This window comes from Paenibacillus sp. LBL, from assembly GCF_029893715.1.
In the GTDB taxonomy this organism is placed as follows: domain Bacteria; phylum Bacillota; class Bacilli; order Paenibacillales; family Paenibacillaceae; genus Paenibacillus_AQ; species Paenibacillus_AQ glucanolyticus.
Genome location: NZ_JARXYU010000001.1, coordinates 334,360 through 356,084, shown reverse-complemented (window position 1 = coordinate 356,084; position 21,725 = coordinate 334,360). Strand labels below are relative to the sequence as shown.

At 46.1% G+C, this 21,725-nt stretch carries 25 protein-coding genes; 19 read left to right on the top strand and 6 right to left on the bottom strand.

Annotation, left to right across the window (positions count from 1 at the left end; all coding sequences use genetic code 11):
• Nucleotides 1-6 precede the first annotated feature (6 nt).
• The 6 genes from M2277_RS01740 to M2277_RS01715 all read left to right on the top strand — a co-directional run bounded on the left by M2277_RS01740 (nucleotide 7) and on the right by M2277_RS01715 (nucleotide 3,289).
• Nucleotides 7-216 (top strand): hypothetical protein, encoded by a 210-nt coding sequence (locus M2277_RS01740; RefSeq protein WP_234973042.1) that lies wholly within the window; start codon nucleotides 7-9, stop codon nucleotides 214-216.
• Between the two features lie 11 nt (nucleotides 217-227).
• Complete coding sequence (locus tag M2277_RS01735) at nucleotides 228-920, top strand: Type 1 glutamine amidotransferase-like domain-containing protein (RefSeq protein ID WP_280753985.1); 693 nt, start codon at nucleotides 228-230, stop codon at nucleotides 918-920.
• Nucleotides 921-970: 50 nt separating this feature from the next.
• Nucleotides 971-1,324 carry a DUF952 domain-containing protein gene (locus M2277_RS01730; RefSeq protein ID WP_036641816.1) on the top strand — a complete coding sequence of 118 codons (354 nt, stop codon included), beginning with the start codon at nucleotides 971-973 and terminating at the stop codon, nucleotides 1,322-1,324.
• Nucleotides 1,325-1,369: 45 nt separating this feature from the next.
• A complete protein-coding gene (locus M2277_RS01725; RefSeq protein WP_076150845.1) occupies nucleotides 1,370-1,657 on the top strand; it encodes an antibiotic biosynthesis monooxygenase family protein in 288 nt (95 codons plus the stop codon).
• A gap of 170 nt (nucleotides 1,658-1,827) precedes the next feature.
• Nucleotides 1,828-2,355 carry a DinB family protein gene (locus M2277_RS01720; RefSeq protein WP_006211521.1) on the top strand — a complete coding sequence of 176 codons (528 nt, stop codon included), beginning with the start codon at nucleotides 1,828-1,830 and terminating at the stop codon, nucleotides 2,353-2,355.
• A 22-nt stretch (nucleotides 2,356-2,377) separates the two neighbouring features.
• Nucleotides 2,378-3,289: a phosphotransferase family protein gene (locus M2277_RS01715; protein ID WP_280753984.1), complete on the top strand. Its 912-nt coding sequence runs from the start codon at nucleotides 2,378-2,380 to the stop codon at nucleotides 3,287-3,289.
• A 34-nt stretch (nucleotides 3,290-3,323) separates the two neighbouring features.
• On the opposite strand, the gene M2277_RS01710 is transcribed toward M2277_RS01715, so the two are convergent.
• Both M2277_RS01710 and clpP read right to left on the bottom strand, forming a co-directional pair.
• Complete coding sequence (locus M2277_RS01710) at nucleotides 3,324-3,536, bottom strand: hypothetical protein (RefSeq protein ID WP_006211519.1); 213 nt, start codon at nucleotides 3,534-3,536, stop codon at nucleotides 3,324-3,326.
• A 75-nt stretch (nucleotides 3,537-3,611) separates the two neighbouring features.
• Entirely contained in the window at nucleotides 3,612-4,193 is a 582-nt protein-coding gene (clpP, locus tag M2277_RS01705; protein WP_006211518.1) for an ATP-dependent Clp endopeptidase proteolytic subunit ClpP, read from the bottom strand.
• Between the two features lie 177 nt (nucleotides 4,194-4,370).
• Between clpP and M2277_RS01700 the strand changes: the two genes are divergently transcribed.
• From M2277_RS01700 to M2277_RS01650, 11 genes are all read left to right on the top strand, one after another.
• On the top strand, nucleotides 4,371-5,114 hold the full coding sequence (locus M2277_RS01700; RefSeq protein ID WP_280753983.1) for an RNA polymerase sigma factor: 744 nt from the start codon (nucleotides 4,371-4,373) through the stop codon (nucleotides 5,112-5,114).
• 326 nt (nucleotides 5,115-5,440) lie between these two features.
• Nucleotides 5,441-6,202: an IclR family transcriptional regulator gene (locus M2277_RS01695; RefSeq protein WP_006211516.1), complete on the top strand. Its 762-nt coding sequence runs from the start codon at nucleotides 5,441-5,443 to the stop codon at nucleotides 6,200-6,202.
• Between the two features lie 22 nt (nucleotides 6,203-6,224).
• Nucleotides 6,225-7,211, top strand: coding sequence for a tripartite tricarboxylate transporter substrate binding protein (locus M2277_RS01690; protein ID WP_280753982.1), 987 nt, complete (start codon nucleotides 6,225-6,227; stop codon nucleotides 7,209-7,211).
• 72 nt (nucleotides 7,212-7,283) lie between these two features.
• Nucleotides 7,284-7,730: a tripartite tricarboxylate transporter TctB family protein gene (locus tag M2277_RS01685; RefSeq protein WP_006211514.1), complete on the top strand. Its 447-nt coding sequence runs from the start codon at nucleotides 7,284-7,286 to the stop codon at nucleotides 7,728-7,730.
• Nucleotides 7,731-7,745: 15 nt separating this feature from the next.
• The gene (locus tag M2277_RS01680; protein ID WP_280753981.1) at nucleotides 7,746-9,248 is read left to right on the top strand and encodes a tripartite tricarboxylate transporter permease; all 1,503 of its coding nucleotides are present in this window, start codon (nucleotides 7,746-7,748) and stop codon (nucleotides 9,246-9,248) included.
• Nucleotides 9,249-9,397: 149 nt separating this feature from the next.
• Nucleotides 9,398-10,357 (top strand): sugar kinase, encoded by a 960-nt coding sequence (locus M2277_RS01675; RefSeq protein ID WP_231888202.1) that lies wholly within the window; start codon nucleotides 9,398-9,400, stop codon nucleotides 10,355-10,357.
• Between the two features lie 11 nt (nucleotides 10,358-10,368).
• Nucleotides 10,369-11,022, top strand: coding sequence for a bifunctional 4-hydroxy-2-oxoglutarate aldolase/2-dehydro-3-deoxy-phosphogluconate aldolase (locus M2277_RS01670; protein ID WP_063480106.1), 654 nt, complete (start codon nucleotides 10,369-10,371; stop codon nucleotides 11,020-11,022).
• A gap of 173 nt (nucleotides 11,023-11,195) precedes the next feature.
• On the top strand, nucleotides 11,196-11,708 hold the full coding sequence (locus M2277_RS01665; protein WP_063480105.1) for an 8-oxo-dGTP diphosphatase: 513 nt from the start codon (nucleotides 11,196-11,198) through the stop codon (nucleotides 11,706-11,708).
• Nucleotides 11,709-11,855: 147 nt separating this feature from the next.
• The gene (fosB, locus tag M2277_RS01660; RefSeq protein ID WP_063480104.1) at nucleotides 11,856-12,281 is read left to right on the top strand and encodes a metallothiol transferase FosB; all 426 of its coding nucleotides are present in this window, start codon (nucleotides 11,856-11,858) and stop codon (nucleotides 12,279-12,281) included.
• A 42-nt stretch (nucleotides 12,282-12,323) separates the two neighbouring features.
• Nucleotides 12,324-12,908: a CDP-diacylglycerol--glycerol-3-phosphate 3-phosphatidyltransferase gene (gene pgsA / locus M2277_RS01655; protein ID WP_036641855.1), complete on the top strand. Its 585-nt coding sequence runs from the start codon at nucleotides 12,324-12,326 to the stop codon at nucleotides 12,906-12,908.
• A gap of 136 nt (nucleotides 12,909-13,044) precedes the next feature.
• Nucleotides 13,045-15,180: a hypothetical protein gene (locus M2277_RS01650; protein ID WP_063480102.1), complete on the top strand. Its 2,136-nt coding sequence runs from the start codon at nucleotides 13,045-13,047 to the stop codon at nucleotides 15,178-15,180.
• Between the two features lie 112 nt (nucleotides 15,181-15,292).
• Here the strand turns inward: M2277_RS01650 and M2277_RS01645 are convergent, their stop codons facing one another.
• From M2277_RS01645 to M2277_RS01630, 4 genes are read right to left on the bottom strand one after another with little or no spacing between them, the layout of a single operon-like run.
• Complete coding sequence (locus M2277_RS01645) at nucleotides 15,293-16,738, bottom strand: methyltransferase domain-containing protein (RefSeq protein WP_280753980.1); 1,446 nt, start codon at nucleotides 16,736-16,738, stop codon at nucleotides 15,293-15,295.
• Nucleotide 16,739: 1 nt separating this feature from the next.
• Nucleotides 16,740-17,600: a hypothetical protein gene (locus M2277_RS01640; protein ID WP_006211505.1), complete on the bottom strand. Its 861-nt coding sequence runs from the start codon at nucleotides 17,598-17,600 to the stop codon at nucleotides 16,740-16,742.
• Nucleotides 17,601-17,628: 28 nt separating this feature from the next.
• Nucleotides 17,629-19,227 carry a glycosyltransferase family 2 protein gene (locus M2277_RS01635; RefSeq protein ID WP_280753979.1) on the bottom strand — a complete coding sequence of 533 codons (1,599 nt, stop codon included), beginning with the start codon at nucleotides 19,225-19,227 and terminating at the stop codon, nucleotides 17,629-17,631.
• A complete protein-coding gene (locus M2277_RS01630) occupies nucleotides 19,227-20,336 on the bottom strand; it encodes a glycosyltransferase (RefSeq protein ID WP_280753978.1) in 1,110 nt (369 codons plus the stop codon). Before M2277_RS01630 ends, M2277_RS01635 begins: the two co-directional genes overlap by 1 nt.
• Nucleotides 20,337-20,563: 227 nt before the next feature.
• On the opposite strand from M2277_RS01630, the gene M2277_RS01625 reads away from it, so the two are divergent.
• Together M2277_RS01625 and M2277_RS01620 are read left to right on the top strand one after the other, a co-directional pair.
• Nucleotides 20,564-20,890, top strand: coding sequence for an alpha-helical endospore appendage domain-containing protein (locus M2277_RS01625; protein ID WP_063480097.1), 327 nt, complete (start codon nucleotides 20,564-20,566; stop codon nucleotides 20,888-20,890).
• 476 nt (nucleotides 20,891-21,366) lie between these two features.
• Complete coding sequence (locus tag M2277_RS01620; protein WP_280753977.1) at nucleotides 21,367-21,699, top strand: alpha-helical endospore appendage domain-containing protein; 333 nt, start codon at nucleotides 21,367-21,369, stop codon at nucleotides 21,697-21,699.
• Nucleotides 21,700-21,725: the final 26 nt, after the last annotated feature.

Genomic DNA, 21,725 nt, shown 5'->3' with positions numbered 1-21,725 from the left:
AATGCTGTGAGATTACCTTATAAAATAGGATATGCCGTCACGATGGTATGGCTGGTTTGGATTGTGTACGGTTATATGAATTACGATAGTATAACTGATCGCGATCTGCTTCCCATAGTATTATGGAGTGCTGTGTTAGGCATCATCATCCTACCGATTTATTTTATCTCGGTGCTGCTGTACTATGTTTACAAGCGAGCACAGAAAAAGGAATAGAGAGGGGTGCTATGATGAGAGAACGATATGTATATCTGCTCGGAGGGAACTCCTTCCAAGCAGAGGCGAACAGACAGTTCATAGAGCAAGCGGGAGGTTCCGACGCCACGATTGCCTTGTGCATCATGAACAGACCGGGCTGGGAGGAATATGTTCCGCTGTTTCAACAGACGTGGAGGGAGTCGGGTGCTCACGATGTACAGGTGATCGTTCCTGATGCGGAAGGGCATTTGGATATGGAGCACGCGGAGCAGGTCCTTTCTCGCGCCACGGGAATTTTTATCGGTGGGGGAGATACGGAAAAATACCATCACTACTATGCGACGGGTGCCTTCAAAGAGCTGTTAATCGACCGTTATGAAAACGGGGTTCCGATTGCAGGGAATTCGGCAGGCGCCTTAATTCTTCCCGAGATTTGCCTCATTTCCCCACTTGATAATGAGCAGAGCGTAATGCTGTTTAAACAGGGTGTAGGCCTGCTCTCCAATATTTTGATCAGCGTTCATCATACGGAGTGGGGCGATCAGACTAATCTGCTAGAGGGTATGAAGGCGAAAAAAGTACAGCGTGGTCTCGGCATTGATGAGCAAGCATGCGCGGTGTTCATTAACGAGCGGCTGGCATCCTCATTAGGCGAATCCGTCCATATGGTAACCATCCAGGATGTTGAACAGGATGAATATATAGCGAAGGAAACATCGTGAATGATGATGTGTCAAGATATACGAAAATATGGACAGGGGGACTGGATGGAGTGATCTATCATATTATTTCGATGGAAGCATGGACGGAAGCACAGCAGCAAGGAGTATACGAGCCGCACAGTTTACATACGGATCAATTTATTCATTGCTCAACAGAGGAGCAAGTCAGCGGAGTAGCCAACACGCTTTATAAGGGAACAGCGGATCTATTCGTTCTGGGCATTCAAGAAGATGATGTGGATGCTGAGATTGTATACGAGGACTTGTATGGATTGCATCAGTTGTTCCCGCATATCTATGGAAGGCTGAACCTGAACGCAGTTCATAAGATATATCGTTTGGAAGCTGACGAGAATGGGGTATTTGCGTTTCAAGCTTCTGCTGATTTCGAATATCAGGGATAAGGCAACTAGAAACCAGCTAACCCACTATGACCAAGGAGGAATTCTATGATACTTGAAGTAGCGATACTGCAGGTGAGAACAGGGCTAACGGATGATTTTGAACGTAATTTCGAGTTGGCGTCAGGGATCATCTCTAAGATGAAGGGTTATGTCCATCATGACTTGAAACGGTGTCTGGAAGATGATCATAAGTATATTCTATTGGTAAAATGGGAGACGCTGGAGGACCATACGACAGGTTTCAGAGGATCGGCTGAATATCAGGAATGGAAAAATCTCCTGCATCACTTCTACGATCCGTTCCCTGTTGTTGAACATTATGTGGATCTTTAAAATCCTTATATAGTACATACCTGCTACATGATGAAGCGATCATTCATAAATTCCTTCACTTGTTTAGCTGTATTCGGTGCTTCTTGGAATATTCTCGGGACAAGTGATGCAGCGGCAGCGCTCTGTGTTTATATAGAGGGATAGTGAATGAGTTGGAGGAGATATTGATAGTGAATTTTCAGGATATTGTACCTTTTATGGATCAGGTTCGGCAGAAATTAATGATGGTGCTGGGGTCTTTCGGAGCGGATGAGAAGGAGCTGCGTGAAGTTCCGGACGGCTGGAGCGTAACCGAGGTGGTGGAGCATTTGGGCAAGCTTGAAGGAATGATTCAGTATCAGCTTCGGCAGATGCTGGAGAAGGAGCCTGCCCTGCCCTCGGAGCCATGGGATGAGAAGCTGACGGATGTAAGCGAAGTGCTGCAAAACAGCGGCATCATCGGCAAAAAGATAGAAGCGCCTAAAGCAGCCGTGCCTAGCGGTACATTGTCCTATGAAGAAGCGATGGATAAGCTGAATCAGGTCCGGGACACAACGAAGGAGATCATTGCGAGACTGGCCGAGCGGAATACCAATGACCTGCGTTACCCGCATCCCTTCGGTTTCGAGATGAACGCGAATCAGTGGGCCCATTTTATCGCAATCCATGAAACTCTTCACATCAGACAACTGGGACGGATTCGGGAAGCGAACAAGTAACCCATCGAGGCAGGTGTTTGAGATGAATTTGGAAGAGCTTATGGCGAAGCTTTATGGCCGCCGACCGTTAAGAATGAAACTCATGTCATTCGGTCACACCAACCAGGTGTACAGCGTGACTTTTCCACACGAACAAATTATGCTTAGAACCAATCACAAGCCCGGAATTCTGGAGTTTACAGCGAAGAATATGGAGATTCTCTCCTCTTTGAGCTTACCGGTACCGAAAGTCATTCATCATGATGTCTCTCTTGAGAAGGAGACGTACGCCTATATGATACTGGAACGCTTTCCCGGTCAGGATCTGCGCTATGAGCTGGAGGGAATGACACATGAACAATTGGCCGTTCTCGCAGGCCAAATCATTTCATATGAGCGCAAGGTAGCCGAGCTTCCCAAGGGCAAGGGATTTGGATGGGTTCCCATCGGTGAGCAGGGTCCATTTTCATCATGGGCACAGATCATTGAGCGCAATCTTGAGAGTCATTTGGGGAATATAACCGATGATGTGTCATCAGAGGCCGTTAACCAACTCCAGGTAATAAAACAGCATTACGAGCCTTATCTCAACCAGGTGGAGCCTGTCTGTTTTCTGGATGATCTCACGATTAAGAACGTGATCGTACATGAGGGCAAGCTGCAGGGCATCGTGGATTTCGATTGGGTATGTTACGGAGATCCGCTGTACATGATTGCTCTCACGCAAACAGCGGTTGTCTTTGACATTGGAGATCAGGGTATGCCTTATGTGGAGGAGCTGTGCAGGCAGTGGGGAGCGGATCAGGAGTTGCGGGAGCTGATTGATTTCTATTCCGTCATACATGCCCTGCAATTTATCGGTTTCCATAAGAGGGAGAAGAATGATGTCTGTATGCAGCGAGTGTTGTCATTCATAATTGATAAAATAAACAGCCATACGAACAGAACCGCATGAGCGTGAAGAAGCCCATGCGGTTCTTGTATTCCCATCAGGAAGATGGCGTAAATCCAACTCGTGGTTTGTCTCTTTCCTTCGTATTCACCGATACGTAGCGGATGGCAGTTAACGGTACATACAGCATGTCATATTCATCCTTGTATCGGATGAACTGTTCTCCCACCTCTTCAAGCGTGCCGCTCCGCACATAACTTCCATCCGTAAAATAAAGGGTCACTTGTTGATTCAGCAAACTTTTCAGCATACCTGATTTCACTCCTTGTGAATAGAATATATAACGGGTGCTTCGCAGAACCTGTTCATGCCTTTCGTTCCATCGTCACAGGTTGGTGACGATATCATCGATGATCCCGTAATCCTTCGCTTCTTGTGCGGACATAAAGTAATCCCGCTCCATATCCATTTCGACACGCTCCACGGACTGACCTGTTCGCTCCGATATAATATGTGCCAGCTTCTCGCGGGTTTTTATGATGCGTTTGGCTGTAATGGCAATATCGGTTGCCTGCCCTTGCACTCCACCATGCGGCTGATGGATCATAATCTCGCTGTTAGGCAGTGCGAGTCGCTTGCCTGTGGCTCCAGCCAGCAGAAGGATTGCACCGTAAGAAGCGGCAAATCCCGTACAGATGGTGCTCACTTGAGGTTTAATAATCTGCATGGTATCGTAGATGCCAAAGCCCGCGGACACGGAGCCGCCTGGACTGTTGATATACATATGGATATCCTTCTCCGGATCTTCAGCTGCCAGGAACAGCAATTGTGCAATAATGCTGTTAGCGATTGCATCATCAATGGCTGCACCGACAAACACAATCCGATCCTTCAGCAATCTGGAATAAATATCGTAGGATCGTTCGCCCCGATTGGTCTGCTCAACAACATAAGGAACAATATTCATGGTTTCCATCCTCCATATTCGTTAGGTTTTCTTGATTCAGCAAGTAAACGAAGAGGCAGCTGCAAAAGATACGGAGGAAGCAAGAAATAAATGATGGATATGAGAGTAACGAAAGGCAGACCTCGTTCGTTTACATATAAGATATCTTACCGAGAGAAGGAAGGGAGTTGGCTTCTGATGACGATCTATCGACCGAGTGTCACCTCGCCGGGGGATCAGGGCTTGGCGGAGCTGAACGCGATGCTGCACAGGTACTGTCTGTCCCTCACAAACTCCTCATGGGATACGGATGATCTGGTGCAGGACACATGGATCAAAGCACTCGAGCATTTGAAGCAGCGGAACCATGTCAATCCTGAGGCCCTGCTGCTCCGGATTGCCAAGAATACATGGATTGACCGGATACGCCGGGATCTGACCTACAGACGAATTCTTGATGAGAAGCTGGAGCATATCTTACCGAGAGAAGAACCATCGAATGAGGACAGCAAACTGAACATCGAGTTCGCTTTTCAATGGCTGATGGAGCATTTGTCCCCACTGCAGCGAACGGTGGTGGTGCTTCGTGATGTGTATGAATATTCCGTTTCGGAAACGGCAAACATGCTGCAAACGACGGATGGGGCAGTGAAAGCGGCTCTTCATCGTGCACATAAAGTGCTGCAATCCTTGGACATAGAAGAAGAGGAACACGGATTAACCATGCCGGAAGAGGAAGAGACCAGCTTGAATCTACAGGCATTGGCCGAGGCATATCAATCAGGTGATATTGAAGCTGTTGTAAGACTGATCCAGTGGAATAACAGTGAAGTTTCGGCCATTGGCAGCATGGAGCCGTTTCAGGTTCAGGGGGGCCAATCATCGAGCGCGGGTTATATGCTGTATAGCGGATATCAGCCAGAGATGAGAATGGCCGCGTAAAGCGGAAGTTTTTTCTTGCGAGATCAGGGGGTAAGCCTCTAAAGTTTATACTTTCTTATCTCTTCAAAAAGACCAAAGCAGAAGATGCTATGGTCTTTTTCTATATAGTGAATGTTCTGGAAACCTTTTCTTTGGAAAAGAGAGCGAGGATCCAACACGCAGCGGTTGGTTGATACACGAAGTCGAAGGCTTTTGTAACATAATAGAACAAGGTTTTTTAGATCAAAACTATTGACAGCGCTTTCAGTTTATTCTTATAATTAAACAAAACCACATTAAGGAATGATGTTCCGTATTAAGGAACGAGATAAAAAGGGGGCCATGAATTGATTCAGTCAGTAACTAGGGCGCTGGATATACTGGAGTTTCTGAAATTGAATCCCGGAGGTTTAGGTGTTACAGAAATCGCCCAAAAGCTGGACGTAGCAAAGAGTACGGCACATCGGTTGTTAGCTTCGCTTGAAGAGCAGGATTATGTTCAGAAGACGGGAAAGGATAGCATCTACAGCTTGGGATTGAAGTTTATTGAAATGGCTGAGGTCGTTACCGAGAATCTAAAGATTGTGGATATCGCCAGACCATTGATCGAAAAATTAAGTAGAGATACGGGCGAAATCGTGCACCTTGTCATGCTTGACGGGAATGAAGTGTTATACATCGATAAGGTTGAAAACGCTTCAACTATCCGGATTTACTCACAAATTGGTCGCAGAGGCCCATTGTATTGCACAGGGGTTGGTAAAGCGATTTTGGCTTATTTACCGGAGGATGAGGTGGATCAGCTTCTTGCAGGAGTTATGATGCAGCCATTTACCGAGTATACCTTGACCACACTGGAAGATCTAAAGCAAGAGTTCCAAACCATTCGGGCCAACGCATTTGCGTACGATAATGAAGAGCATGAGAGAGGGATACGCTGTGTTGCGGCACCTATCTTCGACCACACGCAAAAATCTCGTTATGCCATCAGCATTACGGGTCCCATCACCAGAATGTCGGATGATATTCTACGTGAATACATTCCGTGGACTAAAGAAACAGCCCTGGCGATTTCGAGAAAAATGGGTTTCAATCCACCTAAATCATAAAAATAATAAAAGGGGAGTTCTTATGAAAAAGTACAAATTTGGTTTGATTTTACTGGCGATGTTCGTTGTTTTAACCGCATGCGGCGGGAATGATTCAGCAAAGTCTGGCTCGAGTGAAACCGGCAAGGGCAGCAACTTTCCGAGTAAACCTGTAGAACTCATTGTACCTTATGCTGCAGGAGGAGGAACGGATACCGTGGCTCGTTCCTTTGCAGATATGGCTAAGAATGACCTGGGTCAGTCCATTGCCGTTGTGAATATGGAAGGTGGCGGTGGAGCGGTTGGTATGCAGAACGGTGCCAAGGCAAAAGCAGATGGCTATAAGGTATCCATGGTAACCGTTGAATTGCTTACATTACCGCACTCCGGTTTAGCTCAATTTTCTCATACGGATTTCAAACCGATTGCGCTATTAAATGAAGATTCAGGCGCTATCACAGTAAAAGCAGATGCACCATGGAATACGTTAGAAGAATTTATCGCAGCTACAAAAGAAAAAAAATTAAAGGTCGGGAACTCGGGAACGGGTGCGATCTGGCATTTGGCCGCCGCTGCTTTTGAGAAAGAAACGGGTGCCCAATTTAATCACATCCCATTTGAAGGAGCTGCTCCTGCAGTAACGGCCCTGCTGGGAGGACATGTGGATGCAGTTTCTGTAAGCCCTGCAGAAGTTGTTACACAAGTACAAGCAGGTGAGCTTAAAGTATTGGGTGTGATGGCTGAAGAACGTGTCGAGTCTCTCCCAGATGTACCTACACTAAAAGAAAGCGGAATTGATCTTTCGATCGGCACATGGCGTGGACTGGCTGTTCCTAAGGATACGCCGGACGATGTTGTGAAAATTCTTGAGGAGTCATTCGGCAAGACAGCTCAAAGCGACGAATTTAAAGAGCAGATCAAAAAGATGAACCTGGGTTACCGTTACGAGAATGGAGAAGGATTCACGAAACTGCTGGAAGAACAAGATCAGTTATTTGCAAATTTGATTCCGTCTTTGAAATTGAATTAACCTTCAACAAATGAATTGGATAGAAGAGGCTAGTGATGACCAGCCCCTTCTATCACAAGAGGAGGTGCAGCCATGACCATGGCCAACCGAGTGATTGGATTTGGATTATTGATCTTGTCTGTGTATGCATGGTTAACAGCAAATGCGTTTCCATCTTCCAACGGTCTGGGACCTGGACCCGACTATTTTCCCAAAATAGCTGCCAGCGCATTAGGTGTATTATCAATTCTGCTCATAGGCCGGAAAGAGAAACAAGACGGAGCGGTTTATGCTGTTTCAGGGAAGCCTGCGGTTTTATTGTTTGTAACCGGAATCATCGTCATGATGGTTTATGTCCTGTTCGTGCAGTGGTTGGGGTTCACGGTTTCATCAGCTTTAGTCACATTGGCTTGGATGATATTGATGGGCATCCGGAAGTGGACAACATTGATTGTGGCGTCCGTTCTGATCAGCGCCGGAATTAGCTACGTGTTTGAATTCTTGCTGAGCGTTCCGATTCCGCACGGTATTTTGTATTAAAGGAGGGCTTGGTGTATGGATTTACTGCTTCAAGGATTGGGGAATGTCTTTCAGCCGGAAGTGATTCTCCTATTAATTGGTGGAGTTATTATCGGAATCATCATCGGCGCCCTTCCAGGACTTACGGCCACAATGGGGGTTGCGTTGTTTCTTCCGGTCACATTTGGGATGGATGCTGTAACCGGGGTTCTACTGTTGATCGGAGTATACTTCGGCTCCATTTATGGGGGCTCCATTGCAGCTATTCTATTGAATACACCTGGCACGCCGGCGTCAGCCGCGACCGCGCTTGATGGACATGCCATGACGAAACAAGGTAAAGCAGGTAAGGCTCTGGGGTATGCAGCCATTGCTTCAGGTGTGGGTGGGTTAATTAGTGTTCTCATGCTGATTCTGATAGCTCCTCAACTTGCCGGCGTAGCATTAAATTTCAGTGCTCCTGAAATGTTTGGGCTTGCCTTGTTTGGACTCAGCATTATTTCCAGTGTATCGGGAGGTTCTGTTCTAAAAGGGTTGATCGCAGGGGTGTTTGGTATCCTGATTTCTACGATTGGGATGGATCCGATGACGAGTTATCCTCGTTTCACGTACGACCAGCTTTCTCTGTTAAACGGATTCTCCTTTATTCCCGTTATGATTGGACTTTTTGCCGTTTCCGAAGCTTTGGTCATTATGGAAGGTGAGATTGGCGTGGGAGACAAGATCAAGAAGATTATTGCCAATTATGTCCTTCCTAAATGGAATGAATTGAAAAGGCTTTGGTTCTCGATGATTCGATCCGGGTTTATTGGAACAATAATCGGGATTATACCTGGCGCAGGGGCCGATATCGCCGCATTTGTTTCTTATAATGAAGGAAAGCGTTTTTTGAAAAAAGAAGAGAAAGAGACTTATGGTAAGGGGAATCCTAAAGGGATTGTCTCAGCTGAGGCCGCTAACAATGGTGTTACGGGTGGTGCCATGATTCCTTTATTGACACTGGGAATTCCGGGGGATGCGGTTGCGGCAATTCTGCTTGGAGCACTTGTAGTTCAAGGTATTCAGCCAGGGCCACAGTTATTTGCCACCAGTGGTGAGCTAGTGTATACGTTGTTTGCCGGAATGATTATTGCGAATATTCTTATGGTGATATTTGGGATTAGCGGTATCCGGTTATTTGTCAAAATTCTATTGGTTCCGAAGAAAATGCTTGCACCTTTAATTTTGATTCTTTCCACAATCGGCGCTTATGCGATCAGTAACAATATTTTTGACGTGTTTACGATGCTTGTTGCCGGTATTATCGGATATTTTATGAAAAAGTACGGCTTTCCTGCATCGCCAATCGTGTTGGCCTTGATTCTGGGGCCTATGGCGGAAAGCGAATTCAGACGTTCGCTTGTTATGTCAGAAGGCAGTTACAGTATCTTTCTTGAAAGACCCATTGCACTCGGATTTATTATTATTGCCGTCTTGTCGCTCATTCTGCCTCTCGTATGGGGCAAGCTGAAGAAAAATAAAAAGGTGAACGCAGCATAAGAAAACCTTTAACGAGGCCATTCAAGGATGAGCGACCGCGATTCAATGGTAGGTTTTCTTGCGATTATAGAATTGTTCAGTGTAGCAAGAAAGCTTATAAATTCTATAATCTTAAAAAAAAATGATCACCTGGAGTGGAGGTCTATATTGTGTATCCTGAACTTGTAACTATTGGTGAAACCATGGTCGTATTTGAGGCAGCCGTCGATGGCCCTTTAAGATATGCTTCCCAGTTTAACAAGCGCCATGGAGGGGCTGAGTCCAACGTAGCGATTGGAGTAGCCAGATTAGGGAGATCTGCCGGATGGATAAGCCAGGTAGGGGATGACGAGCTTGGAAAATATCTGGTATCTTCGATACGCGGTGAAGGTGTGGATACCTCATGCGTTCGATATGATCGTCACTATCCAACCGGACTTTACATCAAAGAAAAGATTCGTGAAGGCTCCACGCAGGTCTACTATTATCGCAGCGGATCTGCTGCCAGCCGCATGAAGAAAGAGGATATCGATTGGAATTACGTAAGGCAGGCAAAAATGATCCACCTGACGGGGATCACTCCATTTCTGAGCGAAAGCTGTCTGGATATCGTTTTTGAAGCGATTCGTATGGCTAAAGAGAACGGAATCCAACTCTCATTCGATCCGAATCTTCGCTTTAAATTAATGAAGCATGTACCGAATGCGAAGGAAATCGTGCTGGATATTGCCAGACAGGCTGATATTTTCATGCCGGGTGTAGATGAAGCGGAGTTTTTAATTGGAACAAGTGATTATAAGCAAATCGCCGACTATTTTTTACAAGCAGGAGTGTCCAAGATGGTCATCAAGAATGGAAGCTCCGGCACTTATTACGAATCAGTGGATGAGGGAGCGGGATTCTGCCCGAGCCACAAGGTAGAACGGGTGACGGACCCGGTCGGTGCAGGTGACGGTTTTGCTGCGGGCTTGTTGGTCGGCCTGCTTGAGCAGAAGCCTCTTAAGGAAGCGGTTGAGCTTGGGGCCATTATTGGCGCCATGGTAGTAACGGTAAAAGGTGATGTGGAAGGGCTTCCGGACCGTGCCTCTATTGAAAGCTTCAGCATGAATCAGCGTGATATTTTGAGATAGGGAGTGACAGGATGGGACAGGATCAACTCAAGAAGCTTTTACATTCCGGCATAATTGCGGTTGTACGGCGTGTGGACGAGGATAAAGTAATGCATGTTATTTCCTCGCTTGTAGAAGGCGGGGTTACCGGAATTGAAATGACGATGGACTCTCCAAATGTTTTGCAAGTTATACGAGATGCCAAGAAGAAATATGGGGATCAGGCTGTAATAGGAGCCGGAACCGTATTGGACGCAGAAGCAGCGGGATCGGCGATTCAGGCCGGAGCCGAATTCATTTTTGCTCCAACCTTAAACGAAGGGACCATCAAGGCAGCCAAGCGCTACGGTAAAATTGCGATTCCGGGCGTCTTTACTCCAACGGAGATGCTGCAAGCACAGGAATGGGGTGCAGATGTTGTCAAATTATTCCCAGCATCCGTACTAGGTCCTAAATTTATTAAAGATGTTAGCGGACCGTTAGGCCATATTAAAATGATGCCGACAGGCGGGGTCGATCTGGATAACATTGAGGATTACATCCGGGCCGGCGCCGTTGCAGCCGGTATCGGCGGATCACTGATGAAACCGGCACTCATCGAAAATGAGTCTTGGGATGAATTAACTGCGCTTGCACGGCAATTCACATCCAGTGTGACAAGAGCGAGAATGCAAATGATTAGGTAGTGGCTATCATGAAATCATATGAACGAGCAGATGTGCGAAGCTGCTCGTTTTTTTGGTGCTTGATTTCCCATTTCGTGTGGATTTCTGCTGGAAGATATAAATGAAGAATTTCAATGAACAGCTTCCGGTTGTATACTATAACCACGTAGAACCGTACGAATGAGGAATGAGGGATGAGGTTGCAGACCGAAGTGAAGTTGTACACCATGTGCATGATACAAGACGGAAGCAGAATCCTGCTGATGAATAGACCGGATGCCAAGGGATTTCCCGGTTATATTGCGCCCGGCGGCAAAGTGGATTTTCCGGAAAGCATTGTGAACGGAGCGATTCGGGAGGTTCGGGAAGAAACCGGTTTGATTGTGAAGGACATCATCTATAAGGGCCTCGAGGAATCGTGTGAACCCAATACAGGTCTGCGGTACATGGTGTTTAATTATTTAGCCACTTCCTTTGAAGGGGAATTGCTGGAGAATCCTCCCGAAGGGGAGCTGGTATGGGTGGACCTGGAAGAGGCATTGAAATTGCCCATGCAGAATTGGTTTAAGCGTCGGTTTCCCTTGTTTTTTGAAAAAGGCACATTTGAATTAAGCGAGATATGGGATGAGAAGACGGGGATTGTTCTGGAAGAGACGGTTAAGCAGTATCCGGCCAGATTGCCTCAATTGGCAGGTTTCGCAGATTAGCGAAGGACAAACAAAGCCGGCCTTAGGCCGTATCATGCTTACTGGTTTAATCGGCATATTGAGACTGAGTACGAGAAGATACGTCAACCGCTTCATCTACTGGATGGATATTATAGAATCTTCTATCTGAAATGGGGTCGCATAACCATGAACCTGCAAGTCATTAACCATCTGTGCTTTTCTGTTTCGGAATTGGAACGGTCCATCGCTTTTTACAGGGACGTGTTTGAGGCCAAACTTCTGGTTAAGGGAAGGAAGCTTGCCTATTTCGATTTGAACGGATTGTGGATTGCTTTAAATGAAGAAGATGTCGACAGAAGCACCGCGAATAGAACGTATACCCATATTGCTTTTTCGATGGAAGAACATGATTATGAACCGACACTTCTCCGGCTTGAGGCGCTCCAGGTGGAGATTCTGCCGGGTAGGTCAAGGGATGAGAAGGACAAGAAGTCGATTTATTTTCTGGATCCGGATGGTCATATGTTTGAGTTCCATACAGGCGGTTTGCAAGACAGACTGGATTATTACAGGGCGGATAAGGATCACATGACCTTTTACGAAACCGAATAAACGCGAAGGAAGAATCCAATTGCGGATGAAGGAGATGAGCCGGTGAATCTTGCGAACAAAATAACGATAGCCAGGATATTGTTGATTCCGTTATTTATTCTTTTTTTTGCGGAGTACCCACTATGGTTGACAGAGAACCATCGTTTTTTCGGATTTATACAAGAGGATGGACGTTACATAGCATTAGCTGTATTTATTCTTGCTTCGGCTACAGACAAGCTGGATGGTTACATCGCCAGGAAATACAATCAAATCACGAATTTGGGGAAGCTGCTGGACCCGCTCGCAGATAAGCTGCTCATATCGGTTGCCTTAATCATGATGGTTCAATCCGGTATGGTTGCGACGTGGATAGCCGTTGTCATCATCGCGCGGGAATTTGTTATTACGGGGCTCAGGATGGTAGCTTCGGAGCAGGGCATTGCCTTATCGGCTGACAAGCTTGGTAAATTAAAAATGGTGCTTCAGGTTGTTGCCATCGCAGCTGTATTGCTCGATAACTATCCGTTCCAATTCGTAACCCTGATCCAGGTTGATGAATGGTTAATGCTTGCTGCTGCTGGCTTGACGATCTATTCCGGCATCCATTATTTGCTGAACAATTACAGACTCATCAAATTGAACTGAATCTTAGACACTGGTATATATCCTACTTTGTGCCCAATTTATTTCTGGAAGGTAACGATTTAAACCGGGACTGTCGATATAACAGATAGATTGGTAAAAATACCTGCGAGACAGAAGGTACAAAGGAGAGAAATAAATGAGCTTAAACAGAAAGACAACGAAGATCTTTCTAGTCGTTGTGATGATGTTGGCGATGGTTTTTCCAACCAGCGTATTCGCCGCCTCCGGGGACGTAACGTCGATTGAATTTGATACGAACGAGAGCAAGATTTACTTAACCGTTAATGAAACAACGGAGCAACTTCGAGTATTGGCCAACATTGAAGGTTCAACTACGAAGAAGGATGTAACCAATGAATCGACATGGACTTCGTCCAACACAAGGATCGTAAAGGTTGATGGTGGACTCATTCTTCCACTGGAGAAAGGTACGGCAAGAATTACGGCAAAATATAAAGGCGCTATCAAGACGATTGATGTTGACGTCAAATTTGCCATTGATGATCTGAAGCTGGATCAGCCGGACAAAGTAGAGCATAAGCTTGGAACGGAAGGTTTAACCGTTAAAGCGTTGGCTGACGGAACGAACGATGTAACCACGGAAGCAAAGTGGACGACATCCGATGATAGTGTAGTAAAAGTAAGCAAAGGCGAGCTGACGCTTGTAGGTCTGGGCAGCGTAACCATTACTGCGGAATACAAAGGGCTTAAAGCTTCGTATTCGATCAAGGTTGTTGCACCTTACCAAAAGCTTGCTATCGTACCAGGTGAGGATCAGGAGCTGTTAGTTGGCGATGCACCTGTAGAGCTTAAAGTTTTAGCTAAACAATCGGAGACCGATGCCGGTACGGATGTAACGGACAAGGTAGAACTGAAATCCTCCAACACTTCTGTAGCTACAATAGAAGATGGCAAGCTTAAACCCGTAGCGTTGGGTAAATCTACAATCAGTGTAGGCTACCTGGGCTCAACAGCTAAATTGGATGTGTATGTGCGCAATCCATACGAGGCTTTGATCCTAGATCAAACGGATTTTGTGAAGAATCCGGTCCTGTTTATGAATGATTCCATTACGGTTAAGGCAAAGGTTAGAAACGCTGCCTCGCAATCCGTTGATGTCACGGGTGAATGGACATCTTCGAATCCGCTTGCCGTATCCGTTAACGGAGGCGTAATTACAGCCAGATCTTCAGGAACCTCCACCATTAAGGTAAGTCATCTTGGAATCAGTAAAGAATTTACGGTGAAAGTGTATCCAACGGTTACGAAGTTTGAAGTAGCCGATTCGAAGGTAGAAGTGCTGAAAGACGAATCCAAATCCTTCCCTAAGGTGACAGGAACGCTTCTGGACGATGAGGAACAGGATTTCAGCAGCGCAGTAACCTGGACCTCCAGTGATGAGAAGGTCGTAACCACCGAAGATGGCAAAATCAAAGCCATCGAAGCCGGTACAGCAACAATCACCGGTAAGATTGGGTCCAGAGAAGTAGCATCAGTGCCTGTTACCGTTAATGAGAAAGTGCTGGTTCTGCTGTCTGATGTAGAAGAATATCAACTGGTTATGGGTAGAAGCAATACACTTCCGAAGGTCAATGCTGTGCTTGAGGATGGCGAAGAGAAGGATGTGACGTCCTTGGTTGAATGGTCACTGACTGGCTCCGCAGCTGTCATCAAGGATGGTACGCTTAAGGGACTTACCAAAGGTTCGACAACGCTGAAGGGAACGTATCTGAATAAAGAGGTAAAAATTCCCGTCATCGTTGAACAGGAAGTTGTAAAAATCGTGGTGGAGCCTGAGAATATCGAGCTTAATATCAAGAAATCCAAATCGATTAAAGTCACAGGTTACTACAGCAATGGTAAGGCGGTTTCCCTATCATCCAAGATGAATTGGAGTACTTCGGACACCGCTCTTGTGACGGTATCGAAAACTTCCGTTAAAGCCGTTGCCGAAGGCACAGCTACAATTACGGGCTCCTACCAGGGCAAAGAAGTTAAGGTGAAAGTCAACGTTGTGCCGAAGTTGACCAAATTGACCGCAAGTGACAAGAGGCTGGATCTGAAGCCGGGAGATGTCAAAACCGTTACGGTGACAGCAGAATTTGATACTGGAGCCAAGACAAGTGTGGGTGACAGCGCGGTTTGGACGACCAGTAAATCTAGCGTTGCCAAAGTGACAAACGGACGGATTGAAGCGGTCTCCAAAGGAACTGCGCGGATTAAAGGGCAGTACAATTCCAAATCCGTAACCATTACCGTGTCTGTTAAATAGAGAGATTGATAGCAGCAGCCCGGCTCTACCCAGAGCCGGGCTGCTGTTTGTCCAAAAGAGAATCAATTGTTTTTTGAGTTGATTGGAATCAGAGGCTTCATACAGTAAAGCGTTATTTGTTTACAAACCAGGCGAGCAGATGTCCGTTGTATACTTCGAATGATTTCACTTGAAACGCTGTGTTCTCTGCTAGGGCATACATTTCATCGATCGTATAATATTTAATCTCCGCATCTATGAATCCGTCACCAGGCTGATAGTACGGCATATCCAGAAGATCCGGATCGTACTGATTGGGAGCAAAGTGACGTTTCCACGGCGTAGAGATGAGCAGGCTTCCGCCGGGAGTGAGTCTGTCCTTTATTTTACGCAGGACTGGAAGGGGATTGTAATTCATATGTTCAAGAATCTCGGTGAACAGAATAACATCGAATTGTTCTTTTCCCGGGATCTCCTCAGCTTCAATATTGCATAGATTCCATCGTACACCATAATCCTGTTCCAACTCTTCGGACCAGTAATCCGGAATCATATCCAGCCCGTATGCCTTGGCTCCCGACAGGACGCTGTACATCAAGAGTGTACCGTAAGCTGCGCCAATGTCCAGTACCTTGGTACCTCGTGCCACTAACAATGAATCCAGTATCGCAAGCAGAGGGAACCAGTAGGTGGATTCTTCTTCCTTGTAGGAGGATAGATAGTGGCTTTTCTCCCGTTTGGCATGATAGGAGGAGATAATGGTCTGAGCACGGGAAAGTTTATCCTCTGGCGATAATTGGGTTTCAGGCGAAGGGTGTAATGAAGACATGGCTTTACCTGGCACGGTTCCCACCACTCCAACGCTTACGAGGAGGTACCCCGGCACATTGCACTTTTCTTCCTTCGTCAAGCCATGATACCACTTCGTGAGCCAATGCTTAACGGTCTGAGAATCCTGGATGAAATCAAGAAAATCCAGACTGTTTAAAAAGCCGATGCTGCTCTCTTCAATGAGCGCTATTCCGCTCCGCTCAAATGAATCCTTCAGTGAGAAGATAGGATACTCTGTTCCATACATCCAGGTGCCGAGCTGCTCTGCGGCTTCTTTACCGGCGCGGTAGGGCAAGCATTCTGCAAATGGAGTAATGACAAGAACGGTCCCTCCCGGCTTGGTGACCCGTATCATTTCCCGTAGAATCGTTACTTGCTCATCTTCATCAAAATGTTCAAGCACGCCAGCGTTCCAGGTCAGATCAAATTGGTGGTCGGGAAGCTGCATTTCTCTAATATCGGAGAGGATGAAGGTGCCCGGTACTTTGGCTCTATAGAAGGCGCTGCGGCTGTTATAAAGTGCATTCTTCGAATAATCGACCAGGGTAACCTCTGCTTCCTCAGCGGCCAGACGAAGCGAGATTTTCCCAGAGCCGGAGCCAGCCTCTACCATGCGTTTTCCTTGAATGCCCCCGGAAATGTCGATAATCTTGTCGTATATCGTTTGGCTTAATGAATCCCAGTGGTATGACACTTCACGAGACCATAACTGATCCCAAACCAGCTTCTGCGGCTCATCCCTTAACATGTTATTCAATCCCCCCTTTACGGTTAGGTGTATATTTATGAAACAGTTGGAGGAAGCCTTGCGAGTCCCTGTGGATTTCAGCCAATTCCCGTAACCCATATGCTCCATACTGATGAAACAAGCCTTCTTCGTTGATGGAGAAATCAATATGTTTGTCCTGAAGTGACATGCGCTGTGCCATCGTTGCATGGTATACCCACGATTCCAAGCAGCATTTGGGCCTCCACTCCGAACGAATGCCCATATAATAGCGCATCCCCAGAAGCAGACTGTCATCCTCGTATCCCTGCTTTCCGGGTAGAAAACGGGTATCATAACCGCCGATTCGGCGCAGGATCTCCGCATTATGAACGACCGGATGCACGAATCCATATGCCGTCCCTTCTCTTGAGAGCTGCTGGAGCGCTGTCATCAGGTGTTCCGGTGTCTCTGGTAGTTGAATGAACTCCTTCAGCGGCTGCAGTTCTCCGCTTGATGTCACGATACCGGGAGAAACCATGGGCTCTCCCGTATATGCCAGGTAACGGAGAAGCGGTTCGTACCAGCCGGTAGGGAGAATCATATCAACATGAATCTCAGAGATGTACTCCGTTTCAGGGAAGTGCTCCCATATGAACTCAAAACATGCTTGTCTAGCGGCTGCGATCCCTATATTGACTCCCTCTCCCTGAATGACGCACGATATGCCTTGAGTTAGCAGCCAGTCCTGAAGCTCTTCGTTTGTAAGACACCCTTGGTTGAACAGTACCGTATTATGGTCTTTGGAGTTTTGCAGACTGCTTAATGCCAAGCCAGCCATATGCAAATCTTCCTCCCGTGAATCTTCCCGAATGAATAATGGCAGTGTATGAATTATTCTCATTACCTTCGCTTCCTCACATTAGTTAGTTTTATTCCTCCCATTCAACCAGAGAAGGTGACTCATCCAGAATGGATTCGTACTGTTCCCTCCAGCCGAATTGCGCTTCAGGATCAAGCTGTGAGTAGCGCTTATATTTCTCTAGCCTGTGTTCCGGTTTGGCCCATCCATAATGCTTCAGTCGGATAGATGACAGGTGATGCGGGAGATCGAATACATTGACCGGGAACCTGCCACAATGCTGTGCGGATTCCTTCCAGAAGTAGATCATATCAGGCTGGTAACGAAGGAGAAAAGGACGATAATACTTATGCGAGCTCCAGTATTCATCATCCCTGTAATGGGTCTCGCTCCAGAAGTCATATAGCCTGAAGCAATATAAGTCGACTTCCTTCTGTTGAAGCATGGAGGGAAGCTCATCGGCAAAGGAAGATTCAAACCACTCGTCTGCATCCAGATTCAGAATCCACTCGGGGTGGATATTCAGGGTTTCACGCCATTGCTGCTTTCGAAGTTCGATTTCATTATGAAACAGGGATTCCGTATTGCTGATCAGCCGTATCGGAACCCCTTTCAGTGCCTTCAAACATAAATCGATGGTATGGTCAGTACTGCCATCATCGATGATAACAGCTTGATCGATATAACTGCGATGTCTTTCGAGTGCTTGGCGTAAATAGCGATTGGCTTCATTTTTAAGCACCATCGTCAGGGTGAGGGATGGGCGTGCTGAGCGGTTTACTTGGGTAACCCGACCTAGACTCTCTTCATCATGTTTTTCTAATTGGCTTAGTGTAACCTCGGGGATGGAGGAATTGGCATCCGTTGCTTGCAGAAACAGCTGGGCATTATGAAGGTCACTGTCGCGGTATATATGATAGGCCGGGTAATGAGTGTCCACATACAGGGTAAAGCCAAGTGCGGCTGCACGAATGCTGAAATGCCGGTCTTCCCCCCAGAAGGATAAGTTGTAGATCGGCTTGAAGTTCGCACCGCGGATAAGAGCACGACGGCTGATTAAGGTGCAGGCTCCGAGCCCACCGACTTCATATATCCCTGGTTCAATCAATTGGCTGACAAATCGCTGATAACGCTCTTCTTTTTGAGTTTCATCCAGGATTTCACCTCTGGCCTGTTCCCACTGCGTATATTCATCTTTAAGCCACACTTGGGGATGAGGCCTTGATTCGGGCTGCCACCGTGTCCAGAAGATTTCCGAGATGATATCTTTATCGGCTGCAATGAGATGGTTTAATGTGTGAGGGTCCAGCAGCAGATCCGAATCAACGAGGAATAAATAGTCGTATTGTAAATCGATAGCGTATTGAATGATCTTGTTCTTATAGTCGGCTACTTTCCATATCAACTGCTCATTCCAATAATGGGTTGTCTCGTTGCGGATATAGTCGTCCTGTCTATGAATGTTGTGGATTATGACATGGTTAGCTTTTCGGATAAATTCGCTCAATAGGACGCTGGATTGCTCCTCCTGATTGTCATCGATAAAAAAGTAGGTTATCTCCATAGGTTCCTGCTCCAATCGAAGCAGCGAAGTTAGAAATCGGTCCAGTATTTCCGGTTTCTGCCGTATGGGGCTGCCAATTAGAACACGAATGCGCTCCTTGGTCATCAGACACCCTGCCTTTCACCTTCATCCTGAAGTTCTTTTAACTTGGTGCGGAAGTATTCCTGATTTGCCAGCATCGTTTCATCGCCGGGACGATAAGTAAGTGCGGTTTCATTATGCTGATTGGCCAGCACATGTTCCCCGATCCGGTCATAACAAACCGCCAATTGCAGATGAGGCAGCCACGTGGAGAAGGAAGGATTGTGAAACCCCATATAATCCGCGGGCAATTCAAGCTCAGTCGCTAGTTTATACCAGTAGATTGCTGTATTGTAGTTGTTTAATTCCAAGAAACGATAACCAATCCGGCAGCAGAATTCTGCCCGGGGTGCCGCAAACTGCAGGGATCTGATAGAGGATTCAAATGCGGCTTGCTCATTTCCTAACTCGTGATAGCAATCGGCCAGCCTGCTGCACGCCGTAAGAATATCTTCTATCCATCCTTTTCCGGTATGTAAAAACTGTTCATAGTAATTAATGGATTTCTCGAACTGGCGGTGATCCTTTAATTCATTGGCATAATAAAATAAATCCCGTGGCGGGAACGATTCACCGGCAGCTTCACGTTTCTCGTAAATTTTTAAATTCCGGCCGCTATCGGGATCATGATTCAGGCTTAAGTGTGTAACCGCAACGTCGCTGTTTATAACATTTCCATAGACTTCCAGATATTCATGGACAGGCCCGATCCACCGGAAGGACTTGCTTCGTTTGACCAAGCGGTTGCGACGCAGGCTGAAAGTGACATTACCATATTCATCGGAGCTTAAATGATAGAGCATGGTGACAGAGTCGGTGTCGGGGGAAAGTGTTTCCTTGAGAGCTCTTAGTTTATGCTGGTCTTGTTCCAGCAGTACATCGTCTGCATCCAGCCACAGGATATAGTCTTTGGAAGCTTTGCTAAATGCATAATTTCGTGCCGCGGAGAAATCATCGATCCATTCAAAATCATAGACAGACTCAGTGTAAGATTGAACGATGGCCTTTGTACGATCCGTAGAGCCAGTATCTACGATGATTATCTCATCCACAATGTCGGCAACACAGGACAGACAACGGTTAATGACAAGCTCTTCGTTTTTTACGATCATGCATAAACTGATTGAGATCAATGAGATTACCTCCACATAGAATGGATTCAAACCAAATATGATAGATATATATTCAAGTCAGCTTATGAAATGAACCGTGTTTTATTTACATAATTCAAGTTGACTATACAGAAATGATGAATATCGATCCTTGAAGCTCAATATTCTAAGTGATATATGGGAATGAATGATATCCTAGCATCCATTTCACTTCAGGCGCAGCAATCATTCCACAAGGAGGGCTTGGCATGAGTATGCCGAAGATTCCCGAAGAGAATTTTCGACCAACCAAAGATGAAGTAGTTATTGATCTGTTAAAGTCTATTGCGATGGAGGAAAATGCAATTGCACACTTGCTTCATGCAGAAGCAGAGAAAATTCAGGCTTTTGCAGGGCATCATCACAGCATCTCAGGCGAACCTAGCCATGCGGACATCATCAAATTGAGCAGTCAGGTATCTAAGCTGCTGGATGTAATTGTGATGAAGGAATGGCTGTTGCTGCGCAAATTGGAGAATGTCATGGAACTGCATGACTCGGGACATGACTGCGATTATTGTGATGGTGAGGAGTAGTAGCCAGATGAAGCATACCTTGGAGAATGAGATAAGTCGCACATTTGCGGAGACAATGATACCGTCGCTGTTGGAACTGAATCAGTCATTTCAACAATACATGGACTCACTGAATGACCTTCAATTTTTGATGTTAAAAAGGGGCTTAGTCAGCTCGGATTCAGCTACTGGTATTCATTTTGTTTCTCAATTCCTATATATCTATCACCAAAAAATTAATATAAGTTTGTCTTGGATGAATAAAAAAGATCGGGTCACATGGATTCCAATCACAATACATATGGTGCGGCTCACCGAACAATTAAGAGACAAGATGGGGCACCTGGTTTTGCAATCCAGACTGTCATCGAGATCGACGGTTTTTTATGCTGAAGAAATTAAGCGGACTACTTCGCCTTCGCCTCCTCTTTTGGCGAAAACCATGTACTCACCCGATAAATCCAAGACGAAGCCATAAAGATGAAAGAGGTGAGAAGATGACTCAAGCACATTCTTCTTCCAATATGTCCTTTGATATGACGGAATTAAGTCAAAGTATAACGCTGCTGCTCTCTTCAATCGCTGTAGAGGAAATGGCGCTCGCTCATATCGTAAACGGAGAAGCCGAGAAGATTCAGTATGTGCTTGGTACTTTACAGCCATCGCTGTTCCAGCCGGAAGATGTTTCAGTTGATAATTTGCTTGCTATTAATGATTCTGTTCAAAGAATTATGGAGGATGTGCTGCTGAGGGAAGTTATGCTGCAGATGAAGTTTAGTCATATCATGATGGCGCTGGAGGTAAACAGTATGCGTACGCATCGTACCTAATACTCATGCATGCATACGAGTGACGG